The organism is Kitasatospora sp. NPDC059577 (assembly GCF_042735475.1).
Lineage (GTDB): Bacteria > Actinomycetota > Actinomycetes > Streptomycetales > Streptomycetaceae > Kitasatospora.
The window spans coordinates 34742-56682 of record NZ_JBHWBZ010000028.1 but is presented as its reverse complement, the minus strand read 5'-3'; the positions used below and the strand labels follow the sequence as shown (position 1 = coordinate 56682).

Annotated in this window: 22 protein-coding genes; 12 read left to right on the top strand and 10 right to left on the bottom strand. The window is 74.4% G+C overall.

The window, feature by feature from the left end; all coding sequences use genetic code 11:
* Positions 1–29: 29 nt before the first annotated feature.
* Both ACFV0O_RS22220 and ACFV0O_RS22215 read left to right on the top strand, forming a co-directional pair.
* Positions 30–872: an amidohydrolase family protein gene (locus tag ACFV0O_RS22220; RefSeq protein ID WP_380344391.1), complete on the top strand. Its 843-nt coding sequence runs from the start codon at positions 30–32 to the stop codon at positions 870–872.
* A 129-nt stretch (positions 873–1001) separates the two neighbouring features.
* Positions 1002–2279, top strand: coding sequence for an alpha/beta hydrolase family protein (locus tag ACFV0O_RS22215; RefSeq protein ID WP_380344388.1), 1278 nt, complete (start codon positions 1002–1004; stop codon positions 2277–2279).
* A 28-nt stretch (positions 2280–2307) separates the two neighbouring features.
* Here ACFV0O_RS22215 and zapE read toward each other — a convergent pair whose 3' ends face one another.
* Together zapE and ACFV0O_RS22205 are read right to left on the bottom strand one after the other, a co-directional pair.
* Positions 2308–3441, bottom strand: coding sequence for a cell division protein ZapE (zapE, locus tag ACFV0O_RS22210; RefSeq protein WP_380344385.1), 1134 nt, complete (start codon positions 3439–3441; stop codon positions 2308–2310).
* A 268-nt stretch (positions 3442–3709) separates the two neighbouring features.
* Entirely contained in the window at positions 3710–4123 is a 414-nt protein-coding gene (locus ACFV0O_RS22205; protein ID WP_380344383.1) for a winged helix-turn-helix transcriptional regulator, read from the bottom strand.
* Between the two features lie 81 nt (positions 4124–4204).
* Between ACFV0O_RS22205 and ACFV0O_RS22200 the strand changes: the two genes are divergently transcribed.
* The 6 genes from ACFV0O_RS22200 to ACFV0O_RS22175 all read left to right on the top strand — a co-directional run bounded on the left by ACFV0O_RS22200 (position 4205) and on the right by ACFV0O_RS22175 (position 10396).
* A complete protein-coding gene (locus ACFV0O_RS22200) occupies positions 4205–5023 on the top strand; it encodes an NAD(P)H-binding protein (RefSeq protein WP_380344380.1) in 819 nt (272 codons plus the stop codon).
* Positions 5024–5413: 390 nt separating this feature from the next.
* Complete coding sequence (locus tag ACFV0O_RS22195) at positions 5414–7312, top strand: putative Ig domain-containing protein (RefSeq protein WP_380344377.1); 1899 nt, start codon at positions 5414–5416, stop codon at positions 7310–7312.
* Between the two features lie 170 nt (positions 7313–7482).
* Entirely contained in the window at positions 7483–7926 is a 444-nt protein-coding gene (locus ACFV0O_RS22190; RefSeq protein ID WP_380344374.1) for a hypothetical protein, read from the top strand.
* Positions 7927–8218: 292 nt separating this feature from the next.
* Complete coding sequence (locus ACFV0O_RS22185; RefSeq protein ID WP_380344371.1) at positions 8219–8743, top strand: SigE family RNA polymerase sigma factor; 525 nt, start codon at positions 8219–8221, stop codon at positions 8741–8743.
* A complete protein-coding gene (locus ACFV0O_RS22180) occupies positions 8730–9557 on the top strand; it encodes a hypothetical protein (protein ID WP_380344368.1) in 828 nt (275 codons plus the stop codon). The genes ACFV0O_RS22185 and ACFV0O_RS22180 overlap by 14 nt, the downstream gene beginning before the upstream one ends.
* 65 nt (positions 9558–9622) lie before the next feature.
* Positions 9623–10396: a L,D-transpeptidase family protein gene (locus ACFV0O_RS22175; RefSeq protein WP_380344365.1), complete on the top strand. Its 774-nt coding sequence runs from the start codon at positions 9623–9625 to the stop codon at positions 10394–10396.
* A gap of 106 nt (positions 10397–10502) precedes the next feature.
* Here ACFV0O_RS22175 and ACFV0O_RS22170 read toward each other — a convergent pair whose 3' ends face one another.
* The 4 genes from ACFV0O_RS22170 to ACFV0O_RS22155 form a co-directional block, all read right to left on the bottom strand.
* A complete protein-coding gene (locus tag ACFV0O_RS22170; RefSeq protein ID WP_380344362.1) occupies positions 10503–11450 on the bottom strand; it encodes an ADP-ribosylglycohydrolase family protein in 948 nt (315 codons plus the stop codon).
* 150 nt (positions 11451–11600) lie between these two features.
* Complete coding sequence (locus tag ACFV0O_RS22165) at positions 11601–12572, bottom strand: NADPH:quinone oxidoreductase family protein (RefSeq protein ID WP_380344359.1); 972 nt, start codon at positions 12570–12572, stop codon at positions 11601–11603.
* On the bottom strand, positions 12569–13354 hold the full coding sequence (locus ACFV0O_RS22160) for an SDR family oxidoreductase (RefSeq protein ID WP_380344356.1): 786 nt from the start codon (positions 13352–13354) through the stop codon (positions 12569–12571). Before ACFV0O_RS22160 ends, ACFV0O_RS22165 begins: the two co-directional genes overlap by 4 nt.
* Positions 13351–14109, bottom strand: a complete 759-nt coding sequence (locus ACFV0O_RS22155; RefSeq protein ID WP_380344353.1) for an SDR family oxidoreductase — start codon at positions 14107–14109, stop codon at positions 13351–13353. Before ACFV0O_RS22155 ends, ACFV0O_RS22160 begins: the two co-directional genes overlap by 4 nt.
* Positions 14110–14381: 272 nt before the next feature.
* Here ACFV0O_RS22155 and ACFV0O_RS22150 point away from each other — a divergent pair, with 272 nt between their 5' ends.
* Positions 14382–15008, top strand: a complete 627-nt coding sequence (locus ACFV0O_RS22150; RefSeq protein WP_360254311.1) for a TetR/AcrR family transcriptional regulator — start codon at positions 14382–14384, stop codon at positions 15006–15008.
* Positions 15009–15456: 448 nt separating this feature from the next.
* On the opposite strand, the gene ACFV0O_RS22145 is transcribed toward ACFV0O_RS22150, so the two are convergent.
* The 4 genes from ACFV0O_RS22145 to ACFV0O_RS22130 all read right to left on the bottom strand — a co-directional run bounded on the left by ACFV0O_RS22145 (position 15457) and on the right by ACFV0O_RS22130 (position 18492).
* On the bottom strand, positions 15457–16530 hold the full coding sequence (locus ACFV0O_RS22145) for a M14 family metallopeptidase (protein WP_380344350.1): 1074 nt from the start codon (positions 16528–16530) through the stop codon (positions 15457–15459).
* Positions 16531–16545: 15 nt separating this feature from the next.
* Entirely contained in the window at positions 16546–16875 is a 330-nt protein-coding gene (locus ACFV0O_RS22140) for a hypothetical protein (protein ID WP_380344347.1), read from the bottom strand.
* A gap of 101 nt (positions 16876–16976) precedes the next feature.
* Positions 16977–17714, bottom strand: a complete 738-nt coding sequence (locus ACFV0O_RS22135; protein ID WP_380344344.1) for a TetR/AcrR family transcriptional regulator — start codon at positions 17712–17714, stop codon at positions 16977–16979.
* A gap of 139 nt (positions 17715–17853) precedes the next feature.
* Positions 17854–18492, bottom strand: coding sequence for a LysE family transporter (locus tag ACFV0O_RS22130; RefSeq protein WP_380344342.1), 639 nt, complete (start codon positions 18490–18492; stop codon positions 17854–17856).
* Positions 18493–18694: 202 nt separating this feature from the next.
* Between ACFV0O_RS22130 and ACFV0O_RS22125 the strand changes: the two genes are divergently transcribed.
* From ACFV0O_RS22125 to ACFV0O_RS22115, 3 genes are all read left to right on the top strand, one after another.
* The gene (locus ACFV0O_RS22125; RefSeq protein ID WP_380344339.1) at positions 18695–19324 is read left to right on the top strand and encodes a maleylpyruvate isomerase N-terminal domain-containing protein; all 630 of its coding nucleotides are present in this window, start codon (positions 18695–18697) and stop codon (positions 19322–19324) included.
* Between the two features lie 120 nt (positions 19325–19444).
* A complete protein-coding gene (locus ACFV0O_RS22120; RefSeq protein ID WP_360254548.1) occupies positions 19445–19798 on the top strand; it encodes a hypothetical protein in 354 nt (117 codons plus the stop codon).
* A 178-nt stretch (positions 19799–19976) separates the two neighbouring features.
* Complete coding sequence (locus ACFV0O_RS22115; protein ID WP_380344336.1) at positions 19977–21815, top strand: M1 family aminopeptidase; 1839 nt, start codon at positions 19977–19979, stop codon at positions 21813–21815.
* Positions 21816–21941 lie beyond the last annotated feature (126 nt).

Here is a 21941-nt window from a genome sequence, read left to right as displayed (position 1 = left end):
TCCCCGACTCCCGCGAAAGGCACCCGCCCATGGCCCTGGACGTCGTCGACGCGCAGATCCACCTGCACCGCACACCGGACGCCGAGCAGACCCTCGCCGCCATGAACGCGCTGGGCATCCGGGCGGCGGTGATCGACGAGTTCGCGGGCTTCGACGCGGACACCGGCCACCCCGAGCCGGCCGTCGCCCTCCCCGGGGCCCGCGCGTTCCGGCCGACCGCACCCGCTGCCGAAGCGGCGGCGGCCCGGTATCCGGAACGCTTCGCCTACCTGCTGCGCGTCCACCACCGCGACCCCGAACTCGCCGCCGGCATAAGGGCGGTGGCCGAGGCGCCGCACGCCCGAGCGGTGCGGATCGTCGCCGCCGGGGACGGGGACCTCGGGGAACTCGCCCGGGGCGACTACGGGCCGGTGTTCGACGCCGCCGCCGACCACGGTCTGCCCGTCTTCGCGATGACGGCGCGCAACGGCCACCTGCTGCGCCCCTACGCGAAGGCCCACCCGGACACCGCCGTCGTCCTCGACCACATCGGCATGCCGGCGGACGACGGGGAGTTCCAGGACGTGCTCCGGCTGTCGGACCAGCCCAACATCCTGGTCAAGTGGGCCCACGGGCCCGAGGTGTTCGGCACCGACGAGTACCCCTTCGCGCCCGCCCTCGACCGGCTGCTGGACGTCCTGGCCGCCTTCGGCCGCGAGCGCGTCATGTGGGCGAGCGACCACACCACGATCACCGGTGACCACAGCTGGGCCGACGAGCTCTTCGCGCTCCGGGAGAGCGGCCGGCTCGGCGCCGAGGACAAGGAGTGGCTCCTCGGCCGGACGGTGCGCACCGTCCTCGACTGGCCGAGCCCCGATCCCGGCGTCCGGTGACGTGCGCTGACCCGTAGGGGTGTCATACCCGGGTATTCAGGGGACGGTTGGCTCCCTGGTATGACGGCCGGCGGCCGTTGCGCCCGTAGTGTCCTGCGTGTTCGATCAAACGGAACGTGGAGGAACACCATGGGCAGTGGGGGACGGGCCGTGGCGGCGGTCCTGCTGGCGGCGACGGCGGTGCTGGGCACGGTCGGCGCGCCCGGGGCGGTGGCGGCGGCACAGGACGGCGGCGCCGGGCGGCAGGCGCGGGCGTGGCTGCCGGAGCCGACCGGGCCGTACCCGATCGGGACCACCGCCCTGCACCTGACCGACGCCGACCGCGACGACCCCTGGCAGCCCGGGCACCGGCGCGAGCTGATGATCAGCCTCTGGTACCCGACCTCCCGCCCGGCCGGCCCCGGCGACCGCGCGCCGTACATGGAGCCCGCCGCCGGGGCGCACTTCGGCGGAGCCGAGGGCCTCGCCCGGGTCAACTACGGGACGGAGCCCGGACGCACCGACTGGTCCGGCATCCGCACCCACGCCCGGAAGGACGCCCCGGCGCTGCCCGGCGGCCGCCGTCCGGTCGTGCTGTACTCGCCGGGCCTCGGCGACCCGCGGACCTGGGGGACGGCGCTCGTCGAGGACCTCGCCTCGCGCGGCTACGTCGTGGTCACCGTCGACCACACCTACGAGGCCTCCGAAGTCGCCTTCCCCGGCGGGGACCTGGCACCCTCGGTGCTCCCCGGCATGCTCGGCCGGCCGGATCTGGACATCGGCGCCGTGCTGCGCAAGGCCATGGACACCCGGGTCGCCGACACCCGGTTCGTGCTGGACGAACTCACCGGGCTGGGCGGCCGCAAGGGCCTGCCGGCGGGCCTGGCCGGGGCCCTCGACCTCGACCGGGTCGGCATGGTCGGCCACTCGGCGGGCGGCTTCACCGCGCTCCAGACCATGCACGACGACCCGCGGATCGCCGCCGGGGTCAACCTCGACGGCCAACTGCACTTCCCCGGCCCCGACGGTCACACCGGCGTGTTCCTGCCCAGCGTCGCCGAGGAGGGCCTGGACCGGCCGTTCCTGCTGATGGGCACCGGGAGCGACGACTCCGGGGCCTACCGCGAGCAGCCCGGCTGGAACGCGCTGTGGCAGCACAGCACCGGCTGGCACGCCGACTTCACCCTGACCGGCTCCCGCCACGGCTCGTACACCGACGGGCAGCCCCTGCTGCCCCAGCTCGCCCGTCAGGGCGCGCTCGACGCCGAGCAGCTGCGCAACGACGTCGGCGACATCCGCCCCGGCCGCGCCGAACTGGCCACCCGCTCGTACGTGGCCTCCTTCTTCGACCGCTGGCTGCGCGGCCACGACGACCACCTGCTGGACGGGCCCTCGCCGCGCTTCCCGGAGATGGCGTACGAGCGGTAGGGGCCGGCGGAGCCGAACGCCCGGCCGGTCAGCCGGATCCGAGCAGTGCGAGCCGGCTGGCCGTCCGGTCCAGGTCGCGCAGCAGACCCTCGTCGCCGGCCCGCCCGTCGACCGGGTCGGCGCCGATCAGCACCAGCCGGACGTCCCGGTCGCAGCAGACGTCCACCAGGTCGGCGAAGCGCCGGCGCCCGTCCGGGGTCGCGTCGGCCAGCGGCGGTACGCCGGTGAGCACCAGGGTGGGGAAGCGTTCGGCGAGCGCCAGCTGGTCGGCCGCGGACGTCAGCCCCTCGCACAGCTCGGCGAAGCCGAACCACGCCTCGGCGTCGCGGGCCGCCGCCGCGCGCAGCGGGCGGCCGTGCACCGGCACCTCGTCCGCCTCGTCCGCGGTCGGCGGGGTGAGGCCGAGCGCGCGTAGGCCGTCCTCGTCGCCGGTGCGCAGCCGGGCGCCCTGCGCGAAGCGCTGCGGGGCGTCGGCCGTCGGCCGCCCGTCCGCCGACCGCCCGCCCCCCGACCGGGCGTTCGCCGCTGGGCGCTCCCGGCGGAAGTCCACCGGGCCGGCGACCTCGACCACGTCCATCCGCTCCTCGATCAGCCGGATCGTCGGCTCGAACAGGTGGTGGTACAGCGGGTTCGGCATCAGCCCGGAGGGCGGGTAGTTGGAGGTCGTGACCAGGGTGATCCGGCGTTCCAGCAGGGTCCGGAAGAGCCGGGCCACCAGCATCGCGTCCCCGGCGTCATGGGCGTGGAACTCGTCGAAGACCAGGACCCGGCAGTCACCGAGCAGCTCGTCCACGGCCCGGTCGACCGCCGCCACCCGCTCACCGGCCCGATCCCGGTGCGGGTCGGCGGCGTGCAGGGCGACGCCCTCGTGCAGGCGGCGGAAGAAGTCGTGGAAGTGCAGCCGCCGCTTGCGGGGCGTGGCCAGGCCGTCCAGGAAGGTGTCCACCAGCCAGCTCTTGCCCCGGCCCACCGGGCCCCACAGGTAGACGTGGCGCGGCGGGCGGCGGACCAGCAGCCCGGTGCGGGCCAGCTCTCCGGCCAGCCGGGACAGCCGTTCCGCGGCCGGCCGCTGCGCGGGATCCACGGCGAAGCCCCGCTGTTCGGCGGCCCGCCCGAAGTGCGCCAGCATCGCCTCGTACTGCTTCGTCGCCTTGTCCGTCACGTCCGCGAACCCTAACAGGGCCTCAGAACCGCCCCCGCAGCGCCCACCTGGGGGTGGGGGAGTGCCGGGGCCACCCCGGATCCGGTCCGGGCCCTGACCAAGCCCTAGGGCTTGTCTGACAATTCCCGCCGCGCGCACGACGCCGGGCATCCCGGCTGGACGCACCGCCGAATCGTCCAAGTACGTCCAGTACGAGGACGCTCCGGCGGCACGCCCAGCCGGGCGCCCAACGCCGCGCGCTGATGCGACGCGAATTGTCAGACAAGCCCTAGCGGATCTCCGAGCCGGGGTTCGCGGCGTCCCACCGCTGCCGGGACGTGACGATGGCGTCGTGGTGGTCGTAGGACCAGTCGGCCATCGCCCGGACCAGGTGGGTGAGGCTGTGGCCGAGCGGGGTCAGCTCGTACTCGACCTGCGGCGGGACGGTCGGGTGGACGGTCCGGGACACCAGGCCGTCGCGTTCCAGTCGGCGCACCGTCAGGGTCAGCATCCGCTGGGAGATCCCCGGCAGGGCGCGCTGCAGCTCCCGGAACCGCCGTACGCCCTGGGCGAGTTCGGTGACGGTAAGGACGGACCACTTGTCGCCGAGGCGGTCCAGCAGGTCGCGGATCCCGCAGTCCACGCCGTCCTCGCACCAGACCGCTGCGCGGGGGGTGGTTACCGCGGTGTGCCCTGCTGACATGAATGTGCCTCCTTACGCCGGACGCCCAGGCTATCGAGGATGGTCCCGTTGCCGACGAACGATCATTCCTGGAGGAACGTCATGCTGCTCGTCACCGGTGTCAACGGAGGCCTGGGCACGCTCGTGTGGGAGAGGCTGGGCGGCCGCGAGGGCGTGCTGGCGGGGAGCCGCACTCCCGAGCGGGTGCCGGCCGGAGGTGCCGCCCGGCTGGTGGACTTCGACCGGCCGGAGACGCTGGCCGCGTCCTTCGCCGGGGTGCGGACCCTGCTGCTGATCTCGGCGGGCGCCGCCGAGGACGACGTGGTGATCGCCCGGCACGGCGCCGCGATCGGGGCGGCGGAGCGGGCGGGCGTCGGGCACGTCGTCTACACCAGCCTCTCCGGCGACGGTGACCACCTGCCCTACGCCCTCGCCCACCGCTGGACCGAACGCCGGCTGCGCGCGTCGGCCTCCCTGCGCTGGACCGTGCTGCGCAACGGCCTGTACGCGGAACTCCTGGGCGTGATCGCCGCCCCCGGGCCGGACGGGGTGATCGGCGCTCCGCTCGGGGACGGGCGGGTGGCGGCGGTGGCCCGGGCCGACCTGGCCGAGGTGGCGGCCGCGGTCGCGCTCGACCCGGACGCCCACGCGGGCCGGACGTACGAGCTGGTGGGGGAGCGGGCGTTGGGCGGCGCGGAGGTGGCCGGGGCGCTCGGCGCCGAGTACCGGCCCGGGCGGCTGGCCGAGGCCCGGACGGCGCTGGCGGCCTCGGGCGCGCAGGACTTCCAGGTGCCGATGCTGGTGGGCACCTGCTCGGCGATCGCCCACGGCTTCCTGGCCGGGCCGGGCGGGCCGGGCGACCTCGCGGCACTGCTCGGCCGCCCGCCGCGCCCGGCCCTGGAGGTCATCGCCGGCGGGTGATGAGGAATCCGGGCGGCCGCAGGGCGGGGATTTCCCGTCAGGAGAGCTGTCCCGAAACGCGGTTCACTGAATGCCGACTGGCATTCCGGGCCGTATTCAGTGAATGGCTACACGCGTTGAATCCATGTCATCAATAACGCTTGACCTGCTTCGACGCGTTTCTTAATCGACCCTTACCCTTTGCCGTTGACCGGTGTTCATCAGCCCTGCTTTCCTTCTAGCCCAGCAGGCAGCGGAGAACCGACGGCCAGTCAATTCCGGGTGTGCGAAGGAATTCGACCGGACCTGACTCCCGCGGAAATCCGCCGCCCGCTCACCCCCACAAAGGGATCGTCCCCGGCCCCCTCAAGGCCGCGGGACGGTCGGCAGAAGAGAGAGGCACCCTCACCCATGGGTCACTCCCCCAGAACCGGTCGCGCGAAGTACGCGGCGATCACCGGACTGGCGTCGCTCGCGCTCGCCGCCGCAGGCCTGGCCGGCGCCGCCGGTCCGGCCTCCGCGCAGGACATCTCCGGTTCGCAGAGCAGCACCGCGAACGAGTTCAACCCCTGGAGCCCGCAGAACGGCCACCCCTACCGGCACGGCGCGGTTCCCGGCATGTCCCAGCACGAGAACTACAAGAAGTGGCTCGCCGCCCGCAACCAGGCCGCCGCGACCGGCCAGCAGACGCTGTCCTACGGCGGCGGCGTCGACGGCATCGGCGTGCAGAGCGGGCACTCCAAGGTCTACCTGGTGTTCTACGGCAACCAGTGGGGCACCCAGAGCACCGACGCCAACGGCAACGCCAAGTTCTCGGGCGACTCGGCCGGAGCGGCCGGAGCCACCCAGCAGATGTTCAAGGGCATCGGCACCAACGGCGAGACCTGGTCCGCCGACCTCACCCAGTGGTGCGACGGCCCCAACGTCGCCACCGGAGCCGTGAGCTGCCCGTCCAACGCCAACTTCATCCCGTACCAGAGCGGCGGCGTCCTGTCCGGCGTCTGGTACGACAACGCGGGCGCCTCGCCGAGCCAGTCCACCGGCAACCAGCTCGCCCAGGAGGCGGTCAAGGCCGCCGGCCACTTCGGCAACACCACCGCCGCCGCCAACCGGGACGCGTACTACATCGTCCTGTCGCCGCACGGCACCAACCCGGACGACTACCAGAACCCCAGCACCGGGTACTGCGCCTGGCACGACTGGAACGGCGACACCACCCTCACCGGCGGTGCGGCGAGCTCGCCCTACGGCGACATCGCCTTCTCCAACCAGCCGTACAACATCGACGCGGGCTCCAACTGCGGCGTCGGCTTCGTCAACTCGCCCGGCACGCTGGACGGCTGGACGATGACCCTCGGCCACGAGTGGCACGAGATGATGTCCGACCAGAACCCGGCCGGCGGCTGGACCAACCACGTCTCCGGCAGCAGCTACAACGGCCAGGAGAACTCCGACGAGTGCGCCTGGATCCGGCCCGGCAGCACCGGCGGCGCCGCCAACGTCTCCTTCGGCACCTTCGGCAGCTACGCCGAGCAGGCCAGCTGGTCCAACGACACCAACTCCTGCGCGATCTCGCACGCCATCCTGACCCACGGCAACGCGGTCACCGTCACCAACCCGGGCAACCAGAGCGGCACCGTCGGCACCGCGGCGAGCCTGCAGATCAACGCCACCGACTCGGCCACCGGCCAGACCCTGACCTATTCGGCCACCGGCCTGCCCGCCGGCCTGTCGATCAACTCCTCGACCGGTCTGATCTCCGGCACCCCGACCGCCGCCGGCACCTCCAGCGTCACGGTCACCGCGACCGACACCACCGGCGCCGTCGGCAGCACCGGCTTCAGCTGGACCGAGTCCACCTCCGGAGGCGGCGGCACCGCCGTCACCAACGGCACCTTCGAGACCGGCAACCTGACCGGCTGGACCGCCGCCGGCTCCACCTCCGCCCCCGCCTCCGCCGCCCACAGCGGCAGCTACGGCGCCATGGTCGGCTCCACCAACCCGACCGGAGACTCCTCGATCGCCCAGACCTTCACCGCGCCGACCGGCTCCAGCAAGGTGTCCTTCTGGTACAGCAACACCTGCGACGACACCGTCACCTACGACTGGGCCACCGCCACCCTGAAGGACAACACCACCGGCACCACCACCACGGTGCTCGCCAAGACCTGCACCACCACCGGGACCTGGACCAACAAGACCGCCACCGTCACCCCGGGCCACTCCTACACCCTCACCCTGAGCAACCACGACGACAACTACCCGGGTGACCCGACCTACACCTACTACGACGACGTGACCGTCTCCTGACGACGACCGCGCCGAACGCACCGGGGTGGGCCCAGCGCCCGCCCCGGTGCCGTTTCCGACCCCGGGGGGGATCCGACCCCGGGGAAACATCCGATCCCGGGGGGGGGGATCCGATCAGGCCGTCGGTACGTCGAACCGGTACCGCTCGCACACCGTCAGAAGGAACCCCCGTGAACCCGAGAAGACCCGCCGCCCTGGCTCTGACCTCCGCCCTGCTCGCCCTCACCGGCTGCGCCTCCACTGGGACGGGCCCCTCGGCGACCGCCCCCGCCCAGGGCACCCCGAGCCCGGGGGCCGTCACGGTGGACGAGCACGCCGACCACACCACCCTGAAGGTGGCCGTCGGCACGACCGTCACGCTCGCGCTCCACACCACCTACTGGTCCGCCGCCACCAGCTCCGCCCCCGACGTCGCCGCCCCGAGCGGCACCCCGGCCACCGTCCCGTCCCCCTCCTGCCGCCCCGGCGGCGGCTGCGGCACCGTCACCACCACCTTCGCCGCCCACACCCCCGGCACCGCCCGCCTCACCGCCACCCGGACCATGTGCGGCGAGGCCCGCGCGTGCCCGCCCGACCAGCGCACCTACGAGGTCACCGTGGAGGTCACCGGCTGAGGCCCGGGGAGGCCGCCGGGGCGGGCACCGGGCGGTGTGCCCTCGGTCACCCGGGGAGCGGGGCCGTCCTGGTGCCGCCGGCCGGTCGCCCGCCCGCCGCCCGGCCAAGTCCCGGCCGCTTCCCGGCCGTCGGGCGCTCCGCCTCGACCCGCCGAAAAATTCTTCCGCCAGGCGTACAACCAGGTGCGTCACCCATCGCGTTCAGCAGCCGTGAGAATGACACGACGGACGCGGCCCACCAGGCCGCCGCAGTTGACGGGAACGGCACGGACACCATGGCGGGGACAGCACGATGAGGGACGCGACACCGGGCTTCGAGGAGTTCGTCGCCGCCTGCGGCCCGAAACTGCTGCGCGTGGCCTGGCTGCTGACCGGCGACCGGCACCAGGCCGAGGACCTGCTGCAGACCGCGCTCGCCAAGGTCTGGCCCAAGTGGGACCGGATCTCCATCGACCGGCCCGAGGCGTACCTGCGGAAGGTCCTGGTCAACTGCCACGTCTCCTGGTGGCGCCGCCGCTGGACCGGGGAACTGCCGCACGACGAACTCCCGGACCGGCCGACGCCGGGCGCGGACCCGTACGAGGACGTGGTGCTCGGGCAGGTCGTCGCCCAGGCCGTCCGGGCACTGCCGCCGCGCCAGCGGGCCGTGGTCGTGCTGCGCTTCTTCGAGGACCTCAGCGTGGAGGAGACCGCCGAGGCACTGCGCTGCAGCACCGGAACGGTCAAGAGTCAGACGCACCACGCGCTGGCCGCACTGCGCGGCCGGCTGCCGGCCCGGGAGCTGCTGCTGGACGGAGGACACCGTGAACGGATCTGACCTGCTGGACCCGGACGGTCACCGGCCCGCCGACACCGAGGTGGAGCAGGAGCTGCGGTTCCTGCTCCACGAGGCCGCACCGCACCTGGCGGCCCCCGAGGACCGGATGGACCGGGTCCGCGCCCGGGTCGCCCGGACCAGCCGCCGGCGGCGGGCCGCCGGGCTCGGCGCCGGGCTGACCGGCGGGCTGCTCGCCGCGGTCCTGGCGGCCGCGCCCGCCATCGCACCGGCACCGGAGCACGGGGTGGCCGCGGGGCCGGCGGGGGCGCCGTCCGCCGTTGCCCCGGCCTCGCCCGCACCGGCGGGGGAGCCGTCCGGCATGGTCGTGCCCCCGGGGTCGGCCACCCGCTTCGCGTCCCTCCCGGACCTGGTCGTCGAGGTGCCGTACGGCTGGCACTCCCGCGACGGCATCACCGGCAACCCCCGTGACGGCATCGGCTTCATCGCCACCGAGCCGCTCGGGGCGACGCCCTGCCCGTCGAAGGGTGTCTGCGCCCCCCTCGGACCGCTCGCGGCTGACGGCGCCTTCCTCGTCCTCCAACTGGTCGACGACCCGAGCCGGATCGAGCAGGCCCCCGGCAGCCCGGTCACCCTCACCGACGAGCAGCCCCCCGCGTTCTGCGCGATGGACGGCGGCACCCGGGCGCTCGTCGGGCGCCGCAGCATCGTCCGCGACGGTGCACCCGCACTGATCGAGCTGGAGGCGTGCCTGCGCCAGCCGTCCGAATCGACGCTGCTGCAGGTACGGCAGGTGCTCGACTCGATCCGGACGACCGGGAACGACCGGCCGCCCGCGAAGGCCCCGCGCGGCTGATCCGGCCCGCCCCCTTCCACCCGACGTCCTCCTCCTGAAACCCCTTTCCCGAAGGCCGAACCGCCATGTCCCTACCCCGTCGCGCCCTCGCAGGGCTGGCGCTGCTCCTGGTGAGCTGCGCGCCCGCTACCGCCGGGCCGCCCGCGCCACCGGCCGCGGCCGTCCCCGACACCCCCACGCCCCCACCGTTCACGCCCGCACCGCCCGCGCCCGCGGTGGCGCCGGCGGCCCGACCCGCGCCTCCCGAGCTGCCGCGCCAACTCCCAGGCGTCGGGCCGAAGTTGCTGGCAGACGTGCCCGCCGGGACCAGGCAGGCACTGGTCGTCACCGGGGACGGCCCCGACGCCACGACCGGCCGCGCCGTCCTCTACCGCAACGACGGTGACGGCTGGCTCGCCGGACCGTCCTGGCCCACCCGCAACGCCAGGGACGGCTGGACCTCGGACCACCACGAGGGCGACCTGCGCTCGCCGATCGGCGTCTTCACCCTCGGCGACGCCGGCGGGCGCCTTCCCGACCCGGGCACCCGGCTGCCCTACGACCGCTCCGACGCCTTCGACATCTCCGGCACCGGTTTCGCGGGCGAGTCGCTCGCCGGGGCCTTCGACTACGTGGTGGCCATCGACTACAACCGCGTACCGGGCTCCTCCCCGCTCGACCGACGCCGCCCGCGCGGTGCGGGGTACGGCGGAGGCATCTGGCTGCACGTCGACCACGGCGGGCCCACCCACGGCTGCATCGGACTGACCACCGACCGCATGCGCGAACTGCTCCTCGCCCTCGACCCCGCGCTGCACCCGGTGGTGGTGATGGGCGACGCCCGCGCGCTGGCCCGCTGAGCGTCCGCCCGCCCGGCGCGCTCAGCGTCCACCCGCCCGGGCGGCTCCCCGCGCGGAACCCGTCCCGGTCGCGGCAGGGCCGGACAACCTCCTGACGATCCGTCAGTCAGTCAGTCGCCTCCGCCCTTGCCTCCGCCTCTGCCTCGGCGACCCAGTCGGGGAGCGGTTCGCGGCAGGCCAGCCACTCCTGCGGCACGTCGGCGAGGCCGGTGCGGGCGGCGACCACGCCGCCGGTGATGGCGCAGGTGGTGTCCACGTCACCCAGGCCCTCGGCGGTGGTCCACAGGGCGTCGGCCAGATCGTCCACGTGGTGCGCGGCGGACCACAGGGCGAAGGGCACGGTGTCGCTCGCCCGGATCTGCTGCCCGTTGCCGAGCAGGTCGGCCGCCCGCCACGGCTCGGTCGCCGGGGACAGCTCGCCGGCCCGTCGCAGCCCGTCGCGGACGGCGCCGGCCGGGGTGCGGTCGGCGACCTCGGCCAGCAACTCGGCGCCGACGGGCGCGGGGCCGGTGCGGCCGCGCGCGGCGAGGGCCGCCGCCAGGGCGACGGCCACCGCCCCGGCCACGCCCTCGGGGTGCGCGTGGGTGACCTCGGCGGACAGCGCCGCCTGCTCCGCCGCCTCGTCCAGGTCGGTGTGGAACCAGGCGCCCAGCGGGGCCACCCGCATCGCCGCGCCGTTGCCGAGGCTGCCCTGGCCGTCGAACAGCCCGTGCGCCCTGGTGCGCCAACTCGCGGGCTGCGCGGCCAGTTCGGGCAGCAGCACGTGCATGCCGTACCCGTAGCCGCGGCCGTCGTCCGCCCGGTAGGTCGCCCCGAAGGCCTGGGCCAGCCGCTCCTGGTGCACCGCGTCGAAGGCGGTCAGGACCCCGAAGACCGACAGTGCCATCGCGGTGTCGTCGGTCCAGTGCCAGGGCCCCTCCTCCGGTGTGCGCCGGGCCCGGATCTGCTCGAACGCCTCCCGGGGCGAGCGGAAGAGGGGGAACCAGCGCTCCCCGAATCCGTCCCCGAGGGCCAAGCCCTCCAACGAGTCGCGAGCGGCGGAAAAGGATGTCATCCGGGCATCCTGGCAGGACTCCGGGCCTGCCGCAGCCAGGTTTCCGGGGGAAGGCGGACCCGGCTGCGGCAGACCGGCGGTGGCGGAACCGGCTGCGGCAGGCCGGTGGCGGACCCGGCTGCGGCAGGCCGGTGGCGGACCCGGTGACGGTCAGTCGCCGAGGACGGCGATCCGGCCGGTGCTCAGCCCGCCGGCGACCCGCCGGACGGCGTCCGCGGCCCCCGCCAACGGCACCCGGTCGCTCACCAGGGGCCGGACCGTGCCCTGCTCGGCGAGCTTCGTCAGCTCGTCGTGCGCGGCGCGGACGGCGCCCGGGTCGTGGGTGTTGTACAGGCCCCAGTGCAGGCCGAGGATCGCGTAGTTCTTCACCAGGGCGTGGTTGAGCGCGGGCGCGGGGATCTGCCCGGCGGCGAAGCCGACCACGACGATCCGGCCCTCGAAGGCGACGCACCGCGCGGAGCCGGTGTAGGCGTCGCCGCCGACCGGGTCGAAGACCACGTCCGCGCCGCGCCCGCCGGTGGCCTCCTTGACCGCGGTGACGAAGTCCCCGGCCGTCCGGTCCACCACGAGGTCGGCGCCGAGCGCACGGGCCGCCTCCGCCTTGGCCGGGCCGCCGACCACGGCGATCACCCGGGCCCCGGCGGCGCGGCCGAGCTGGACGGCGGCGCTGCCGACCCCGCCGGCCGCCGCGTGCACCAGCAGGGTCTCGCCGGCCAGCAGCCGGGCGCGGCGGTGCAGCGCGAACCACGCGGTCTGGTAGCCGATGTGCAGTGCTGCGGCCTCGGCGTCGTCCAGCGCCCCGGGTGCCGGGAACGCGGCCGCGGCGTCCAGCAGCGCGTACTCGGCGAAGGCGCCGTGCGGCAGCACCGGGTTCCCGATCAGCCGCTCGCCGCGCCGCGGCCCGTCCGCGACCTCGCCGCACAGTTCCACGCCGGGCGTGAACGGCAGCGGCGGCCGGACCTGGTACTGCCCGCGCACCATCAGCGCGTCGGGGAAGTTGACGGCGGCGGCCCGCACCCGGACCAGCAGCTGACCGGGACCGGGCACCGGCCGCGGCACCGCCTCGACGAGCCGCATCACCGCTTCCGGCTCGCCGAGCTCCGCGACCTGCCAGGCCCTCACAGCGCCTCACTCCTCTCCAGCCCCTGCTGGAGCCGGTTCATCCCGGCGATCCAGCGGTCCGGCTCGGTGGCCCGGACTCGGTAGTACTCGGCGACCTCGGGGTGCGGCAGGATCAGGAAACGGTCCTCGCGCAGCGCGGTCAGCGTCGCCTCGGCGACGTCCTCCGGGTCCAACGCGGTCGGCGCGAGCAGGGCCTCGCCGACGGCACCGGTGGAGGCGAGCATGTCGGTGCGCACGCCCTGCGGGCAGAGCGCGTGCACCCGTACACCCCGGTGGCGGTAGGTCGCGGACAGCCACTCGGCGAAGGCGAGTGCCCCGTGCTTGCTCACCGCGTACGGTGCGGAGCCCAGCATGGTGAGCAGCCCGGCGGCGGAGACGGTGGACAGGAAGCGGCCCTCGCCGCGCTCCAGCCAGCGGGGGAGCAGCAGGTCGGCGGCCCGGACGTGGGCCAGCACGTTGACCTCCCAGGCGCTCGCCCAGGCGGCGGCGGGCGCGTCGGCCCCGCCGACCGGGGCGACGCCGGCGTTGGCGCACCACACGTCGATCTCGCCGAGTGCCGTGCGGGCCCGGTCGACCAGGTCGGCGAGGCCGGCGGCGGAGGCGGCGTCACCGGGCAGGGCGGTGCCGCCGCAGTCCGCGGCGACGGCGCGCGCGGAGTCGGCGTCCAGGTCGTTGACTACGACCCGGGCCCCGGCGGCGGCGAAGGCCCGGGCCAGCGCGGCCCCGATGCCCCGACCGGCGCCGGTGACGACGACGCCCCGGTCCGCGAGCTCGGCCGTCACATGCCACCGCCGAGGGTGACTCCGCCGTCGACGACGAGGGTCTGGCCGGTGATCCAGCCGGCGTCGGGGGAGAGCAGGAAGGCGACCGCGCCGGCGATGTCCTCGGGGACGCCGAGCCGGCCGAGCGGGTAGGCGGCGGCGACCTGCTCCTCGCGGCCCTCGTACAGCGCCTCGGCGAACTTGGTCTTGACCACGGCGGGCGCGACGGCGTTGACCCGGATGCCCTGCGGGCCCAGTTCGGCGCCGAGTTCGACGGTGAGCCGGATCAGCGCGGCCTTGCTGACGCCGTACATGCCGATCCCGGCGGAGGCGCGGATGCCGGCGATGGAGGCGACGTTGACGACCGAGCCGCCGTGCTTGCCCATCCACGCGGCGTGAGCACGGCGGGTCCAGGCGAGCGGGCCGAGCACGTTGACGGCCAGGATCTTGGCGGCGGCGGCCTCGTCGGTGCCGAGGACCGGCCCGTAGACCGGGTTGATACCGGTGTTGTTGACCAGGTGGTCGAGCCGGCCGAAGGCCTCCAGGGTGCGGGCGACGGCCTCCTCCTGGTGCGCCGGGTCGTCGGCCTTGCCCGCGACGGCGATGGCGTTCTCCGGCCCGCCCAGGTCCTGGACGGCCTGCGCCAGCGGCTCGGGGTTGCGGGCGGTGAGGCAGACCTTGGCGCCGCGGTCGACCAGTTCGCGCGCGATGCCGAGGCCGATGCCCCGGCTCGATCCGGTGACGACGGCCACCCGGCCCTTGAAGGAGTGCACCACGGAGCGTCCTGCCTTTCCCACGGGGGTCTCGACCGCGACGGACCCGGACCGCGACGGACCCGGACCCCGACGGACCCGGACCGCGACGGGTCTCGTCGGCGACCGGGGCGACGACCGAGGCGGCGGCCGAGCGCTTGCTGACTAAGCGCTTGCTCAGCATGCTGTCGGTGCGGGAGCCTGTCAACAGCCTGCCGACCGTCCGCCGGTGCCGTCCGGCGATCGGTGGGAAAACCTGTACGAGTTCCCGTGCGGGTCTCTGGGAGGATGACGCCATGACCAGCACCCCGATGGCCGACCTCTGGCCGACCCTGCCCGGCGCCGACACCCGCCCCGAGGCGGCGTACCGGCTGCTCCAGGCGGCCGTCGAGTCGTTCGCGGAGCGCGGCTTCCACGCCACCACCACCCGGGACATCGCCACCGCCGCCGGGATGAGCCCGGCCGCGCTGTACATCCACTACCAGTCCAAGGCCGCCCTGCTGGCCGAGATCAGCCGGGCCGGGCACGCCGCCACGCTGGCCCTGGTCCGGGACGCCGTGGCGGGCGGGGGCGGTCCGGCGGAGCGGATGCGGCGGCTGGTCGAGCAGTTCACCGCCTGGCACGCCCGGGCCCGGACGGTCGGGCGGGTGGTCAACTACGAGCTGCACGCGCTGCCCGAGGACGCCTACGCGGTGGTCGCGGCGCTGCGGCTGGACATCGAGCGCGAGGTCAGCGCGCTGATCGAGGAGGGCGCGGCGGCCGGCGACTTCCAGGTCTCGGAGGTGCGGACGGCGGCGCGCGCGGTCACCTCGCTCGGGATCGACGTCTCCCGCTGGTACACCGACCGGTCGACCGAGACGCCGGAGGAACTCGGCCGCCGCTACGGCGAGTTGGTGCTGCGGATGCTGGGCGCCCGGGTCTGAGGCGACAGGCCGCCCGGCTCGCCCTTGACCTGCTCGTGGGGGTGCGAGCAGACTCGTATACGACGTACGTGTGCCTCGTAAGGCGTACAGCGCCCGGGGGCGGCTCACGGGTGGCACCGTGGGCCCTCCCCGGCGCACTCCCACCGCGGTCCCGACACCGCGGATCGAAGCAGAACACCTCCCCCGGCGACCACGTCCCACGGCGACCACGCCTCCCGACCGGCGGCGCCGACGGGAGCGACCACCGACGGGAGTGACCACCGGCCCGGGCGGTCGGAGAAGGGGAGGTGCGGTGATGCCCTTCCGGCGAGCGGATCCGGTGTTCCACCGGGCCGCCTGAACACCGGGCTTCCTGAGCAGCACGCCAGGGCGCCCGCCGCGATCGGTCGCGGCGGGCGCCCTGCTGTCGGGCACTGTGGCTGGGGGTGGGCCGGGGACCCGGGGTGGGTCAGGCGGTCGCCAGGCAGAACTGCACCAGCCCGGCGTCCACGTCGCGGATGATCTCCTCCATCTCCGCCCAGCGGGGGTGGAACTCGGTGCCCCACTCGATGGTGAAGCCGAGCACCTTGCCCAGGTCGGGATCGGCGAACCCGCGGGAGTAGGCGTAGTCGTCGCTGGTCCCGCTGGTCGGGTACAGGTGGAAGCCGGTCATCGGCTTGTATGACAGGCCGCGGACGCCGTTGACGCCCTTGCAGAACGCCTCGGCGAGCAGGACGGCGGCGTCCTCGTCCTCCTTGGGGATGTACTCGGAGTAGGCGAGGTCGCCGGGCAGGCCGCGCTTGCCGTCGTACGCGGAGTTGCGGAAATTCATGTCGGGGTCGACCGACTGGTTGTCGTCGTCGCCCCAGTTGTAGAGCATGTCCTGGGAGTAGCTGTGCACGTCGACGAACCACCGGGTCAGCGGGAGCTGGTCCAGCAGCCACTGGACGTTGCGGGTCTCCGGCTCGGAGAACGGGCTCGGTCCGGCGTAGACCTGCTGGTCGCACGGGTCGGTCGACACCTGGGGGTCGGCCTTCGGGTCGAAGGCGGTGACGAAGTCGAAGAGGAAGTCGTAGTTGCGGTTGAGGTCGACGCCGACGCAGTCCGAGTCCGGGTTGCCGCCGGCGTTGGCCGGGTTGCGGTTCTTGCGCCACATCGGCCGGACGGTCTGGCTGTAGTTCCGGCCGTCGGGGTTGACCAGCGGGTAGACGACCAGGTCGAGACGGTGCAGCAGACCGCTGACCTGGCCCGCGGTGAACGCCGTGCCGCCGTAGCCGAGGCCGGTGCCGTTGCGGTGGGCCTCCAGCAGGTCGGCCGCCAGGTGGACGAGGATCTCGCAGCTGCCCCATTCGCGGGCGTGTACGCCGCCGATCATCAGCACGCACGGCTTGGGTGTCGCGGCGGGTTCGCCGATCACCAGGGCGTGGGCGGTGCGGCCCTCGAACGAGGGCTCGGGCAGGGTGACGAGTTGGGTGAGGCCGGGGTAGGCGGTGGCCAGGCTGGTCACGGCGGACTCGACCTCGGTGACGTTCAGGTACGGCATGACGGGCCTCCCGGGTCAGCCGGCGAGTTTGGTGGCCAGGCCGTGCGGGACGGCGTCGTCGGGGGTGAACCGGTCGCCGCTGCCGACCTCGGCCTGGGCGGCGCGCCCGGCCTCGCTGGCGTTGCCGGTCCGGGTGACCGTGACGCCCTCGCGTTCGAGGTCCGGGATCCGGTCGGCCGTGGTGTAGACGTCGATGCCGATGCGACCGTCCGCCTCGACGTGCGGGCGTCCGCCGACGTCGGGACGGTTCTCGCGCAGCAGGGCGCGCAGGGCCTCCGGGTCCTCTGAGGTGACGTGGAGGCGCAGGATGTCGTCGTCGGGTGATGCGTGCGGAACGGCGGACATGGGGACTTCTTCCGGGCGCCCTCCGGTGCGCGGCCGCGGTTTCCCGGCAGCCGTCGGTGGCGCCGATATCAGGGGATATGTCCGACGTGTACCTCGTATCCTCAGGATGCGTCGCCGCCGTAGAACGCGTCAAGGGGTGGCTGCGGCATCCCGTCCAGCAAGCTGTCGAGGCCGGCCAGCAGCTCGGCGTCGTCGTCGAACTCGGTGAAGCGGGGCGCGAGGGCCCGCAGCCGGGGGTAGTCGGCGGCGGGCAGCCGGTGCAGCCCGAGCCGCAGCACCGGCTCCGGCTCGTCCGGGTTGTCGACCACCTGGCGCTTGTCCACCAGCAGGCAGCCGAGGTTCCAGGCCACGAAGGTGCGGTAGACGGCCAGCGCGGTGGCGTCGTCGAAGCCGGCCCGGCCGAGCACCGCGAGGATGTGCTCGGTGAGTTCGAGCACCGGCGCCGGGCGCCGGGCCAGCGGGACGGTCAGCGGCCGGGTGGCGACCAGCGGCAGGATCTCGGGGTGGGCGTGCGCGGCGGCGGCGAAGGACCGGGCGATCCGGCTCAGCTCCAGGCGCCATTCGGGCCGGTGCCGGGTCGACTCGGGCGGCCCGTTGTCGGCGTTGGTCCGCAGCCGGGCGTTGACCTCGGTGAAGTAGGACTCGATCAGGCCGTCGAGCAGGGCCTCCTTGCCCGGGGTGTACCGGTACAGGGCCATCGACTCGACGCCCAGCTCGGCGGCCAGGCGGCGCATGGTCAGCGCGGCCAGGCCCTCGCGGTCGACCAGGGCGACGGCGGCGGCGAGCACCAGCGGGCGGCTCAGCCGCCCCCGCTTCTCGGTGCCGTCCCGCTCGGCCATGTCCGCGCTCCCGGGGGGTGTCGCGCGAGGGTGTCGCGCCGTGGATGTCACGCAACGGATACAGATCCAGGATACAAGGTAGGAATCGGTCGTAAACGGGTGCGCCGGAACCGATCTTCGGATCCGGCGATTTCCCTGGTCAGCCGACCAGCACCCGGACGGCGAGCCCGGCGACCAGGGCGGAGGACCCGAGTGCGGTGAGTAGTCGGCCGCGCGGACCGGTCAGCGCTCGCCCCAGCAACGCCCCGCCCGCGGCCAGCAGCAGCTGCCAGCCGGCCGAGGCGGCGAACACGGCGGCGACGAACACGGCCCGGGCGAGGGTGCCCGAGGCCGCGCCGTCCCGGCCCGCGCCGCCCAGCACCAGGGCGGCGAAGTAGAGCACGGTGAGCGGGTTCAGCAGGGTGATCCCGAGCAGGGCGAGGAAGGCCCGGCCGGGCGTGGGCGGGGTCGGCTCCGAGGCCCGTTCCGGCGACGCGGCGGCCCGGGGGCGGCGGCGCAGCGCGCCGTGCGCCGTCCGGGCCGCCAGGGCCAGCAGCACCAGGGCGGATCCGGTCCGCAGCGGCCCGGCGACGGGTTCGAGCAGCGGGGCGAGGCCTCCGCCGCCGACCGCGGCGAGCTGCGCGTACAGCCCGTCGGCGGCGGCCACCCCGAGGGCGGCGCAGGCGCCGGTGCGCAGCGAGGTCCGCGCGCTGAGCGCGACCAGGTAGGCCCCGACGGCCCCCACCGGGACGGCGACGCCGAACCCGGCGAGCAGCCCCGCGACCAGCGCGGCCCTCACGTGCGGGCGGCGTCGGTCCTGCGTGGGCGGCCGGGCTGCTGTCGGACCGGGGCCGGGCGGGCGGCGGAGGTCACGGGCAGCGGGCGGGCGGGGGAGGTGGTCATGGGCCGATCGTGGCGGCCGGGTCCGGGGGCGGCAAGTGGTTTTCGGACGGTGCCGGGTAGCGTGGGCCGTTCCCCGACCACAGTTCCCAGGAGGGCCGATGAACAGTCAGAACGACCCGGTGCGTGTGATGTTGGCGGAGGCCTGGGGCTCCTGGGCGGAGCGCGGAGCGGCGCTGAGCGCCGAGGACTGGGACCGGCCGACCCGGCTGCCCGCGTGGACCGTCCGGGAGCTGTACACGCACGTGGCGCCGGTGCCGGAGATGTTCACCGGGCTGCGCGACGCCGTCGTCGACGGCCCGGCCGAGGTCACCACCGGTGCCGGGATCCTGCGGGCCTACAACCGGCCCGGGGGCATCGCGCACACCGCCGCGGGGCAGGTCGCCGAGGCCGCGAAGGAGGTCGCGGAGCGGACCGCGCCGGCTGTGCTGATCGCGCGGTTCGGGGTCGAGGGGCCGGCCGCCCTGGCCGGGATCGCGGACCTGCCGCCGGACGCGACGGTGGCGCACCCGCTGCTCGGCAGCGTGCGGGTCGGCGCGCTCGGGGAGGTGGCGCTGATGGAGGCGACCGTCCACCTGCTCGACCTGATCGCGGCCGTCGGCGGCCCGCCGCCGCCCGGGGCGGCGCTGGACGCCACCCGGGCGCTGCTGGCGGAGGTCGCCGATCCGGTGGACTTCATCGAGGCGGCGACCGGGCGCAGCGCCCGGTCGGTGCTCCCGGTCATCCGCTGACGCCCGCGGTCATCCGCTGACGAGGCGCTCCCGTCAGGGGTCGGTCACCCCTGGTCAGCAGTATGATCAGCGGCTGGAATCGGCCCGATCGGGGGAGAGTCAGTGGACCAGGTCCTCAGCATGTGGTGGGTGCTGCCCGTCGTCCTGTACGGCAGCGGGTGGATCGTCAAGGACGCGCGGCAGGCGTTGAAGGTGCGGCACGAGCGGAAGATGGAACTGCTCGCGGCCACCGAGCGTCGGCACGCCGCCCTGGAGGCGGCCAACCGTCCGCCGGAGCCGATCTGCGGCTGCACCCACCACCTGGCCAAGCACGACAAGCAGGGGCGCTGCCACGAGGAGGTCGAGGCGCCGACCGCGTGGGACGCCGACCGCCGCCCGCTGCAGTTCGAGGCGCGGCCGTGCAACTGCCAGCAGTACATCGGCCCGGAGCCGCTCGGTACGGTCTTCGCCCCGGAGCTGGTCGACCCGCGCTGATCGCTCCGTCGGTCCGCGGGCCGACGGCGCCGGTGGGGGCGTCCGCGCCGCTGCCGGCGCCCGGGTGGGACCGGGGTGGGCCCGGGCGGCGCCGGGGCACTTGGTGTCATGAGCCTTTCAAAGGTGCGGGTTTGCTGTCACGCTGCTGCTCCCGGCCCGCTCCCCACGAGAGGTTCCGATGAGAAGACTCCTGCATGCCCTGACCGGCGCCGCCCTGTTCGCGGCAGCCGGACTCGCGGCACTCGCCACCCCCAATGTGGCGAGCGCCGCGGACTGCACACCCGCCCAGGTGGTGACCAACGGCGGTTTCGAGTCCGGCAGTTCGCCGTGGACCGCACCCAGCGGCGCGATCACCGCCGACAGCGGCCAGAGCGCGCACTCCGGCAGCTCCTACGCCTGGCTCGACGGCTACGGCTCGACCCACACCGACACGCTCTCGCAGACCCTCACCCTCCCCACCGGGTGCGCGACGGCCACGCTCGGGTTCTGGCTGCACGTCGACACCGCCGAGACCACCACCAGCACCGCCTACGACAAACTGACCGTCAAGCTCGGCTCGACCACCCTGGCCAGCTACTCCAACCTGGACGCCGGGAACGGGTACGTGCACAAGACCGTCGACGTCTCCGCGTTCGCCGGGCAGACCGCGACGCTCGCCTTCACCGGGGTCGAGGACTCCAGCCTGCAGACCGGCTTCGTCCTGGACGACGTCACCCTGGACGCCTCCGGCGGCGGCACCACCCCGCCCCAGCCCGGTGACCCGACCCGCACCCCGTCCGCGCCCGGGTACACCGTCAGCCTCACCAGCGACGCCTCCGGGAGCAGTTGGACCGGGCACGAGAGCGTCACCTTCGGCAACGCCTCGCCCACCCCGCTGAACGAGGTGTACCTGCGGCTGTGGGACAACGCCCACGGCAGCTGCCCCAGCACCCCGATCACCGTGACCAACGTGACCGGCGGCACGCCCTCCCCGCTCTCGGTGGACTGCACCGCGCTCAAGGTCACCCTGCCGGCGCCGCTCGCCCAGGGGCAGAGCGGCACCGTCGGCTTCGACCTCGGCATCACCGTGCCGAGCGGCGCGGACCGCTTCGGCCACGACGGCGCCTACAACTTCCTCGGCAACGCCCTGCCCGTCCTGGCAGTCCGGGACGCGGCCGGCTGGCACCTCGACCCGTACACCAACAACGGCGAGTCCTTCTACACCGTGGCCTCGGACTTCACCGTCACCCTGGACCACCCGTCCGGCCTGCTGGTGCCCGCGACCGGCACCTCGGTGGACACCCCCGGCGCGGCCGGGCGGACCGTCACCAAGGCGACCGCGAGCAAGGTGCGCGACTTCGCCTGGGGCGCCGGGCCGTTCACCAGGATCTCCGGCACCTCCGCGGCCGGCGTGAAGGTCAACGTCTACTCGGTGGCGGGGATCAGCAGCGCGGACGCCAAGTCGATGCTCACCACCGCGACCTCGGCGGTCGACGCGCACGCCCAGCGCTACGGGGCCTACCCGTACGGCGAACTGGACGCGGTGATCGACAACAGCTTCTGGTTCGGCGGCATGGAGTACCCGGGCTTCGTCCTCGACCTGGTCAGCACCACGGCGCTCACCCACGAGATCGGCCACCAGTGGTGGTACGGCATCGTGGGCGACGACGAGTACAACAGCCCCTGGCTGGACGAGGCGTTCACCGACTACGCCACCGACCTCGCCCTCGGCAAGACCGGCAACGGCTGCTGGAACAGCGTCTCCTGGGCCTCGTCGGCGGAACGGATCACCAACTCGATGGCGTACTGGGACGCCAACTCCAACCGCTACTCCACGGTCGTCTACGGCTACGGCAAGTGCGCCCTGCACGACCTGCGCCGCACCATCGGCGACACCGCGATGACCACGCTGCTGCGCAGCTACGCGCAGGCGCACTGGTACGGGGTGTCCACCACCGCGGAGTTCAAGGCCGCGGCCCAGGCCGCCACCACCGTCGACCTGAGCTCCTTCTGGAGCCAGCACCGCATCGACGGCTGACCCCTCCCGTCCGGGGGGGCCCCCCCGCCCCCCCCGGGGGGGCGCCCCCGGGGGGGGGGGCCCGGGGGGGGGCGCGGGGAAGGGGGGGGGCAGAGGGGGGGGCGCCGCGGCCCAGCCCGAGCAACA